Source organism: Pseudomonas profundi (assembly GCF_008638305.1).
Taxonomy (GTDB): Bacteria; Pseudomonadota; Gammaproteobacteria; order Pseudomonadales; family Pseudomonadaceae; genus Halopseudomonas; species Halopseudomonas profundi.
Genome location: NZ_VTPZ01000007.1, coordinates 205,906 through 214,955, shown reverse-complemented (window position 1 = coordinate 214,955; position 9,050 = coordinate 205,906). Strand labels below are relative to the sequence as shown.

Here is a 9,050-nt window from a genome sequence, read left to right as displayed (position 1 = left end):
GCTTGGTGAAAACATCCCTGTTTTCAACACTTGCTCCAGCCCGACAGCCGGCGGGCTCGTTCTGACTTCAGTGTGATGTTGAGATTTGAATCCGATTTTTGATCCGGTAACGGTAATTTCCGGGCGAAGCGTGGCGACAGGGCTGAGTCGACTGTTGCGGTAGCGGGCCCGTAATCGAAACGCCGCTAGGCTAAACGCTCAGTCCGTGCTGCCATGATTACGTCGTTGCGGTGCACACCATGCAGAGTATGCGTCCACCAGCTCACTGTTACTTTGCCCCACTCAGTCAGTAACGCAGGGTGGTGATTCTCTTGTTCGGCAAGCTCTCCGACACGGTTGGTAAACGCCAGGGCACTGGCGAAATCGGCGAATTTGAATGTTTTTTCTATCCGCGGAATGTCTGTTGAACGGTTAATGGTCCAGCCGTCCAGGTTGCTGGTAAGCGACTCGAGGGCGGCTGAGTCCAGCGCGGTCTGGTCGCCATGGGTGAGGGGTTCGTCTGCCAGTGTGCTCATAGGGTTCTCCACAGGTTCAGGTTTGATTGCGTTCGCACGAAGCAAGCTGACCTGAGCTTAGCAGCTGAATGTAGGCTGGGGCGCGAGATCCAAACCGGAACAGTTGCCCTTGCAGCGCGCCGACAGCTGTGACTGTTTCGGTGTGATGGACGCGTTTACAATGCGCGGGATATTCCTCCTCCCCGTTCTATCTGATTCGAGTTTCCCCATGCACGTTTCATCCGGTCGCTGGTTGTACGGTTTCGTTTTGGCGTTGACTACCACCACGCTCTGGGGCGTGTTGCCGATCATGCTCAAGCAGGTATTGCAGGGCATGGATGCCTTTACTGTCAGTTGGTTCAGAATGTGCAGCGCGGGCATCGTACTGTTCATCTGGCTTGCAGCGCAGCGTCGTTTACCCTCGGTTCGGGCTCTCTCGGTCACCAACCGCTGGCTGCTGGTCGTGGCTATTCTTGGTCTGGCATTTAATTACATCTTGTACGTCATGGGTCTGAGCCGACTTACGCCGGGCACCATGCAGCTGATGATCCAGAGCGCACCGGTTATGTTGATGTTGGGCAGCATGGTAATTTTCAAAGAGCGGTTTGGTGTGGGTCAGGTAATCGGTCTGATCACGCTTTCGCTCGGCTTTGTGCTGTTTTTCAACCAGCGGCTGGAAGAGCTGTTTACCCAGCTGAGCAGCTATACCCTGGGGATACTGCTCACTCTCGGCGCCGCTTTCACCTGGGCGCTATACGGATTGGCGCAAAAACAGCTGCTTACCGTATGGTCATCGGTGACAGTGATGATGGTGATCTATCTGGCCTGTGCAGTGTTGATCTTTCCACTGGCTTCGCCGTTGCAGGTATTGGAGCTGAGCACCCTGCAACTCTGGATGCTGCTTGGTTGCTGTCTGAATACATTGATCGCCTATGGCGCCTTCGCTGAAGCGCTGAGCCACTGGGAAGCTTCACGGGTAAGCGCCACCGTGGCTACCACGCCGCTGTTCACCTTCAGCATGGTTGCGCTCGGGGCGATGATCTGGCCCGGCGTGATCGAGCCTGAGTTATTGAACAGTCTGGCTTACGTCGGCGCCTTGCTGGTGGTGGGCGGCTCGGCACTGATCGCCCTGGCGCCGAGCCTGATCCAGAATCTGAAGAATCGCCGCCTGCGTCGGCTGTCCGTTACGCCTCCGCCGGCCTCATGATGCGGTCTGGTCGCCGAGCATCTGCTCCGGCCGCACCGCTTCGTCGAAGGCTTTTTCGTCGAGGTAGCCGAGTTGCAGCGCTGCCTGTTTTAACGTCGAGCCTTCCTTGTACGCTTTCTTGGCAATGTCCGCGGCTTTGTCGTAACCAATTACCGGATTCAGCGCGGTGACCAGCATCAGGCTGTTATCCAGATGCTCTCGCATGCGCTGTTCGTCTGGCTCCACACCTTCCAGGCAGTTGCGGCGGAAGCTGTCGCAGCCATCAGTGAGCAGCCGGATCGATTGCAGAAGGGTATGGATGATCACCGGTTTGAATACGTTCAGCTGCAATTGACCGTTACTTGCAGCGATGCCGAGGGTCACATCGTTACCCTGAATCTGGCAGGCGATCATGGATAGCGCTTCGCACTGGGTCGGGTTGACCTTGCCCGGCATGATGGAGCTGCCGGGTTCGTTGGCTGGTAGCCGCAACTCAGCAAACCCTGCCCGGGGGCCACTGCCCAACAGGCGAAAGTCATTGGCCAGTTTCATCAATGTGACGGCCAGCTGTTTGCAGGCAGCGTGCAGCTGAACCAGGGGTTCATGACCGGTGAGCGCAGCGAATTTATTATCCGCGCTGGTGAAGGGCAGCCCGCTGAGGCTGGCGACTTCTTCGGCAAACAAGCTTGCAAAGCGCGGCGGAGTATTCAGGCCGGTGCCGACGGCTGTGCCGCCCTGGGCCAGCGTATAAACCTGCGGTAATGCTGCGTTTACGGCCTGTAAACCCATGTCCAGCTGCGCCACGAAGGCCGACAGTTCCTGGCCGAAGGTCACTGGCGTCGCATCCATCATGTGCGTGCGACCGATCTTGATCAGCCGGGCGTGACGTTCAGCTTGCGTGTGCAGTTCGTCGCGCAGGGCGGTCACGGCGGGGACCAGTTTTTCGCGTGTTTCGATTGCTGCCGCGATGTGCATGGCACTGGGAAAGGTGTCGTTGGAGCTTTGCGACTTGTTCACGTGATCGTTTGGATGCACCGGCTGTTTGCCGCCGAGGGGCTGGCCGGCAAGCTCGTTCGCGCGGTTGGCAATGACTTCGTTGATATTCATATTGCTCTGTGTGCCGCTGCCCGTCTGCCAGACCGATAGCGGGAAATGCTCGCCCAGTTCTCCGCTGAGCACGTCGTCTGCGGCCTGTTCAATCAAGCCTGCGATCTGTTCGTCAAGGTTGCCAAGCTGCCGGTTGCTGCGCGCCGCTGCCTTTTTTACCAACGCGAGCGCATGCACGACTGCAGGCGGCATCCGTTCTTCACCGATAGCGAAGTTCTGTAGCGAGCGCTGAGTCTGGGCGCCCCAATAGCGATCCGCGGGCACCTCTATGTCACCCATGCTGTCTGATTCTGTACGCGTGTTCATGTGAGTCTCCGCGAGTGGTGAATATTGAATATCGCTGCCAGTATAGAAGTTACCGTTACTCTCCTATGTGTGGACACGTCATGCGCGCATTCGTTATCGGTTGGGTTTGCTGGATGGGTCTGGCGTCGGCTGCTGCAGCCGACGAGGCGTCGCATCGTGCCAGTGCCGAACGCTTTCTCAAGCTTGCCAAGGCTGAAAGCATGACCAATACCGTATACGAGCAGGTCGACGATTTGATGGCCGCCCAATTTGCACGCATGGGCGGCTCGATGCAAACCGAACACGTGCTGCGTGAGTATCAGGATAAAGCCAGGCTTGAACTGGACAAGGAGCTGACCTGGGATGCCATGCGCGACGAGATGATCGCCCTCTATACATCGGTGTTTACCGAGCACGAACTTGACCAGTTATCCGATTTTTACGAGTCCAGGGTCGGCACCAAGTTAATGGTGTACCTACCCGAGCTGACCCGCGAGTCGATGGCGGTTACCCGTGAGCGGGTGCAGGGGAGAGTGGCTCCGCGCATAGAGGTCCTGATCGACCAGATGGAAGAAGCGATCATGGCGAAGCAGACGGACCAGCGCTAAGCCAGCTAGAATCTGCCCGACAACTGACAGGAGAACGACAATGGGCAGCACACAAGCCGCACTTGAACAGGCCATGCAAAGGCTGGCGCCAGAGCATCTGGAGCTGACCAACGAAAGCTATATGCACAGCGTGCCGCCGGGTTCGGAGTCGCATTTCAAAGCCGTGATCGTCAGCGCCGAGTTCGAGGAGCTGAATGCCGTCAAGCGGCACCAGATGGTGTATCGCAGTCTCGGCGACCTGATGCAGCAGATCCATGCGCTGGCGCTGCATACCTATAGCCCGGACGAATGGGCCGCACGGCAACAGGCCCCCGACTCACCGAACTGCATGGGCGGAAGCAAGGCAGACAAGGACTGATCCGCCTTGGGGCGTAGCGCGCCCGCGCTACGCCGAACCTCACCGCGAGCCAGAAGCTTGCCGTTGAGTCCGAACGCGGCTCGAGGCACAGCCTGGGGGTGTAGCGCGCCTGCGCTACGCCGAACCTCACCGAGAGCTAGAAGCTTGCCGCTAAGCAGGCGGCCATCAGCCTTCTGGTATTTCAAGCGATTCTGTTGCCGCAGCATCTTTGCTAGAATCGCGCCCCGAACCAGGTACGCCCTTTACGTGGGCGACTACTGAATATATGAGGCACGCATGTCCCAGGTTGTTGTTGTGGCGCTGTACAAGTTCGTCACGCTCGAAAATTATCAGGATCTCCGCCAGCCCCTGCTCGAAACCCTCACGCACCACGGCGTGAAAGGTACGCTCCTGCTCGCCCGTGAAGGGGTCAATGGCACTATCGCCGGCTCCCGCGAAGGCATGGAGGCGGTACTGGACTGGCTGCGCAGTGATCCGCGACTCAGCGATCTTGACTACAAGGAATCGGTATGTGAAGAAATGCCGTTCTACCGTACCAAGGTCAAGCTGAAGAAGGAGATCGTCACGCTGGGCGTTCCGGGCGTCAGCCCCAACGAGAAAGTCGGCACCTATGTCGAGCCGCAGGACTGGAACGCATTGATCAGCGATCCTGAAGTGCTGTTGGTAGACACGCGCAATGACTATGAAGTATCAATTGGCACCTTCGAAGGTGCGGTTGACCCCGAGACCAAAACCTTTCGCGAATTTCCCGAATACGTGAAGCAGAATTTTGATCCGACCCGGCACAAGAAGGTCGCGATGTTCTGTACCGGCGGGATTCGCTGTGAGAAAGCGTCCAGCTATATGCTGCAGCAGGGTTTTGACGAGGTGTTCCACCTCAAGGGCGGCATTCTCAAGTATTTCGAGGAAGTGCCCGCAGAGCAGAGCAAGTGGAACGGCGAGTGTTTTGTCTTCGACAATCGCGTGACCGTACGCCATGACCTGGCGCCGGGCTCCTATGACCAGTGCCACGCCTGCCGCCATCCCATTTCAGCGGAGGAGAAAGCCTCTCCGCAGTATGAAGAAGGTGTCAGCTGCCCGCGGTGCTACGATAGCCTGCCGGAGAAGACACGGCGCCGGGCCGAAGAGCGTCAGCGTCAGATTCATCTCGCGCGGATCCGCAACCAGCCGCATCCTATCGGATTGCCCAAGGAGCAGGCCACTCCGAACGCGGGAGAATCCTGACCTCGCTTGCAGTCGCAGGTTTATGGCGAGATAAGTTGCCTTGCCTGCGGCTGTCGCAGGCTCAATGTTCCAATGGAGAGCGCCATGTCCCAGCGGCTGATTTACGTAATGGATCCAATGTGTTCCTGGTGCTGGGGTTTCGCACCGGTAATGGAGCAGATCCAGCAGCTCGCGCCAGACGTGCCGGTTCACTTTGTAGCGGGCGGCCTGCGCCCCGGTCGTGGCGAAACCCTGAATGACAGCGGCAGGGCGGCGCTTGCCGAGCATTGGCAGGCTGTCGCGTCCGTTTCAGGTCAGCCATTCGCTACGCCTGACGAGCTCCCACCCGGGTTTCAATACAACACCGAGCCGGTATGCCGGGCGTTAGTGGTGGGGCGAGAGCTCGAAGTCGACAGGTTGGGGCTGCTGATCAGCCATATTCAAATGGCCTTCTATACGCGTGCTGATGACGTGGGGCAGATATCGGTTCTGATGGATCTGGCCGAGCAGGCTGGTTATGACCGCAACGCGTTCAGCCAGGCTTATGATGCCGAGATGACCCGCGCCGCGCTCGCCGCCGACATTTCATGGACGCGCGATCTGGGCATTGCCGGTTTCCCGACATTGCTGGCACAACGCGACGGCGCGCTGGCCTTGCTGACCAATGGTTACCAATCGGCTGACGCGGTGCTGCCATTGTTCCAGCGCTGGCTGGCGGCGGGTCAGAACGCTTGATGGCGACTGCGACTCACCTGGCGCTGCATGCGCTGGTCCCACTCGCTGTGGCATTGATTTTCTTCCGGCAGCAGTGGGGCCGGGCATGGGGCATCATGTTGCTGACAATGCTGGTCGATGTGGACCATCTGCTCGCTGAGCCGATTTTCGCCGCAAACCGTTGTTCAATCGGCTTCCATCCTCTGCATACCTATACCGCTATCACCGGCTATCTGCTGTTGTCGCTGTGGAGCGTCACCCGACTCGTGGGAATCGGGCTGCTGATTCACATGCTGCTCGACGCCAGCGATTGCTGGCGCATGGCGGGCTTTCCTCTACCCTGAGACGGGCGTCTTCGTCGGCAGCGGCCAGGCGGCTGGCTCGGCCAGAACGTTTCCCTGTATGCCGTCGAAACCGAGCGCTTTGAGAGCGTCCAGCTCACCGGTGGTTTGTACCTGCTCCGCGATGACCGGCAGCTGCAGATGATTGGCCATGCGTATCAGCATTTCCAGATAAAGCTTCTTGTCCGGCTCAACATCCAGATCGCGACTAAAACTGCTGTCGGCTTTCACATATTGCAGATCCGTAGACTGCAGTTCGCCCAACAGTGCCGGGGTATGCCCGAAGTGTTGTAGTGCGAGTCCACCCCCGGCTTTTGCAATCTCCTCGGAAAAAGTGCGCAGGACGGCTCCGTCCGGATGGTAGCGAGCATCAACTTCGATGCTCAGCAGTCCTTTTGCCAGAGCATGCTGCTGCAGCGCAGCGCAGAAGCTTCGTCGTGATTGAGGGGTCGCCAGGGTCTCGGGGGTAATGCTGATGGCCACGGGGCCGGGGTGCGCGGCGAGTTGATTGGCTGCCATCCCAAGCACACAGAGGTCGAAGGCTTCGCCCAGGCCAAGCCGCCTTACCCAGGGGAGAAACCGGGCGGCGGGAAGCATGGAGCCATCGGGCTCAGCCAGGCGCACAAGAAGCTTGTAATGCAGTATGGCCGTTGAGGTTCCGGAGCTGAACACAGGCTGGAACAAGGCGTGTAACGCTTTCTGCGCAATGGCCGCGTCGAGGCGGGCCTGCCAGGCATGCTCGCCGCTTGCCGGTTGTGTTGTCGATGGGTCCGCCAGAACATGGCCGGGCTGGAGTTGTCCGGCCAACCACAGTGATTCCGCCAGGGCCTGTGCGACCCGCCCCATGATTATTTGGGGCGTATCAGCGGAGCGGTATACGGCAATGCCGAGCGCTGCTGGCTCGCCGGCGGCGGGGGGCTGGGGCAACAGTTCCGTTATCAGGTTTGTGAGCTCAGTTACCAGGGGCTGCAATTCCTCCCGCGTCGTGTCGGGCGCCAGTATCAGGAATTCACCGCCGCGTGACCGACTGCACAGCCAGTCAGGTTGCCTGGTTTGCCAGCGCTGCAGAGGTGCTGCGAATGCTTGCAGCAGGGCATCGGTATGTTCGGCCCCCGATTGCTGGTTGATGGTCTCGAGATCATGCAGTCGTAGCGCCAGAACATGACCCGCCGGCGACTCGGCGTGTGTCGCGGCTGCGAGCGCCTGGCCGAAGGCGACCCGGTTCGGCAGCCCGGTAAGGGGATCATGATAGGCCTGTTGGCGGTATTCCTCTGCGCGTGCTGATTCCTGTGCAAACAGCGTTTTCAGCCGTTCCGCCATCTGGTTCATGGCGGCCGCCACGGGCTGGAGTTCGATTGCGCGGGGGATGATGGGATTGATTTGATAGTCGCGGCGGCTGATCGCCTGGGCTTGCAGCGCGATCGAATGCAGAGGCTGAAGTTGACGTTTGAGCAGCAGGGTGCACAACAGACCACTGATCACCGCGCACACGCACAGCCAGGCCAGAATGCTCAGCGCGCTTTCCCAGAAACTGTCGAGCGCCGCCTGCGGGTGGCTGAGCACGTCGACCTGTGCAGCCTGCTGCCAGCCGTCCATGACCGTGGCGCTGCCCGGTTGCGGCTGGATATCCGCCAGCCGACTGAACCAGGCGGGTGCGGTTGTATCTGTCGTTGCCTGATAGCGCTCGGCAAGGATCTGACCGCTATCAAGAGACGAGACACGGATGCGTGCGAAGTGCCCGCTGTCGAACATGGCGCTGATCATCAGCTCCACCATCGCTTGATCGCGGATGTGCGGCCCAAGTGACAGCCCCAGCGAAGTGGCTGCGTCCTGCGCATGTGAGCCGAGCTGCAGACGGAGCTGGTCGCGTGCATTATCGAGACTGATGACGAAGCTGCCGCCGACGGCGATCAGCAGAAACAGGCAGATCGCCAGGGTCAATTGCCGGACCAGGGATGTGTTCATTGTGCTGTCCTTAGGGTCATATCGAAGCCCTCGTCGCGCATTTTCCTTGCCAGATCCTGCCACTGGGGCAGGTTCCGGGACGATCCGACACGGCGGTCACTCACCTTGCCGGGCAACCATAAACCCTGTGAGTTGAAACTGTATACCGGCAGCAGATCGCTGCGCCGGGAGGCAGGCAGGATGTTCCGCACCAGGTTATCCAGGATCAAGGGTTCGCTGAGTGGCGTCGGGTAGTAGCTGAGCACCATATGTGCCTGGTCCAGTTTCAACGACTTGACGTAGGTGAGGCGTAATTGCTCGTCCGGCACGCCAAGCTTGAGCAGGCTGAAGTATTTGCTGATGGTGAAATCTTCACAGTCGGCTGAGCCGTTCACTAGCGATTCGACGGGCGTCGCCCAGTAATCGGCCTCGCCCCAGATTACCCTGTCATCGGCAAAAAACAGCTGCGCATTAAAAAATCGGTTAACGGCGTCCAGCTGCGCCTCGGTGCCGGTAAGCTTCTGTTGATCAAGCAAGGCATGCCAGGCCTGCAGTCGCTTGCGTGCGGCGCGGTCCGGCTCGTAGAGCTCGTTTGTCTGCTGCATGATCCGCGTCATATCCCAGCCATGCGCAAGGCCTGACGCGCAGAACAACAGCAGCATCAGAAGCGGTCGGATAATCGTCAGAGACGAGCGCAACGGTCGAGATAGTTGGGGTAGAAATGGGGGCTGGCGCAGCGAGAGGGTGCCCGCCCGTCCGGCGAGCGAAGCAGCGAACAGCGCTGCTTCGTGCATCAGATGCAACCGGCGA

General features: G+C 59.3%; 10 protein-coding genes. 6 read left to right on the top strand and 4 right to left on the bottom strand.

All coding sequences use genetic code 11. From position 1 onward, the window contains the following. Positions 1 to 185: 185 nt before the first annotated feature. Positions 186 to 515, bottom strand: coding sequence for a 4a-hydroxytetrahydrobiopterin dehydratase (locus FZE95_RS11735; RefSeq protein WP_150301036.1), 330 nt, complete (start codon positions 513 to 515; stop codon positions 186 to 188). Positions 516 to 723: 208 nt separating this feature from the next. Here FZE95_RS11735 and FZE95_RS11730 point away from each other — a divergent pair, with 208 nt between their 5' ends. After that, positions 724 to 1,701: a DMT family transporter gene (locus FZE95_RS11730; protein WP_150301035.1), complete on the top strand. Its 978-nt coding sequence runs from the start codon at positions 724 to 726 to the stop codon at positions 1,699 to 1,701. Here FZE95_RS11730 and fumC read toward each other — a convergent pair. Beyond that, positions 1,696 to 3,093: a class II fumarate hydratase gene (gene fumC, locus FZE95_RS11725; protein ID WP_150301034.1), complete on the bottom strand. Its 1,398-nt coding sequence runs from the start codon at positions 3,091 to 3,093 to the stop codon at positions 1,696 to 1,698. The two genes, FZE95_RS11730 and fumC, sit on opposite strands and share 6 nt — an antisense overlap. Positions 3,094 to 3,173: 80 nt before the next feature. Here fumC and FZE95_RS11720 point away from each other — a divergent pair, with 80 nt between their 5' ends. The 5 genes from FZE95_RS11720 (at position 3,174) to FZE95_RS11700 (ending at position 6,299) form a co-directional block, all read left to right on the top strand. Further along, positions 3,174 to 3,680, top strand: a complete 507-nt coding sequence (locus FZE95_RS11720; protein ID WP_190324555.1) for a DUF2059 domain-containing protein — start codon at positions 3,174 to 3,176, stop codon at positions 3,678 to 3,680. A gap of 40 nt (positions 3,681 to 3,720) precedes the next feature. Further along, positions 3,721 to 4,038, top strand: a complete 318-nt coding sequence (locus tag FZE95_RS11715; RefSeq protein ID WP_150301032.1) for a BolA family protein — start codon at positions 3,721 to 3,723, stop codon at positions 4,036 to 4,038. A gap of 276 nt (positions 4,039 to 4,314) precedes the next feature. Beyond that, positions 4,315 to 5,262 (top strand): oxygen-dependent tRNA uridine(34) hydroxylase TrhO, encoded by a 948-nt coding sequence (gene trhO / locus FZE95_RS11710; RefSeq protein ID WP_150301031.1) that lies wholly within the window; start codon positions 4,315 to 4,317, stop codon positions 5,260 to 5,262. Positions 5,263 to 5,346: 84 nt separating this feature from the next. Continuing rightward, a complete protein-coding gene (locus FZE95_RS11705; RefSeq protein WP_150301030.1) occupies positions 5,347 to 5,976 on the top strand; it encodes a DsbA family protein in 630 nt (209 codons plus the stop codon). Then, positions 5,976 to 6,299, top strand: coding sequence for a DUF6122 family protein (locus FZE95_RS11700; protein ID WP_150301029.1), 324 nt, complete (start codon positions 5,976 to 5,978; stop codon positions 6,297 to 6,299). Before FZE95_RS11705 ends, FZE95_RS11700 begins: the two co-directional genes overlap by 1 nt. Here FZE95_RS11700 and FZE95_RS11695 read toward each other — a convergent pair. Together FZE95_RS11695 and FZE95_RS11690 are read right to left on the bottom strand one after the other, a co-directional pair. After that, positions 6,291 to 8,261, bottom strand: a complete 1,971-nt coding sequence (locus tag FZE95_RS11695) for an EAL domain-containing protein (RefSeq protein ID WP_150301028.1) — start codon at positions 8,259 to 8,261, stop codon at positions 6,291 to 6,293. The genes FZE95_RS11700 and FZE95_RS11695 overlap by 9 nt on opposite strands. Continuing rightward, positions 8,258 to 9,034: a transglutaminase-like cysteine peptidase gene (locus FZE95_RS11690; protein ID WP_223825044.1), complete on the bottom strand. Its 777-nt coding sequence runs from the start codon at positions 9,032 to 9,034 to the stop codon at positions 8,258 to 8,260. The genes FZE95_RS11695 and FZE95_RS11690 overlap by 4 nt, the downstream gene beginning before the upstream one ends. Positions 9,035 to 9,050 lie beyond the last annotated feature (16 nt).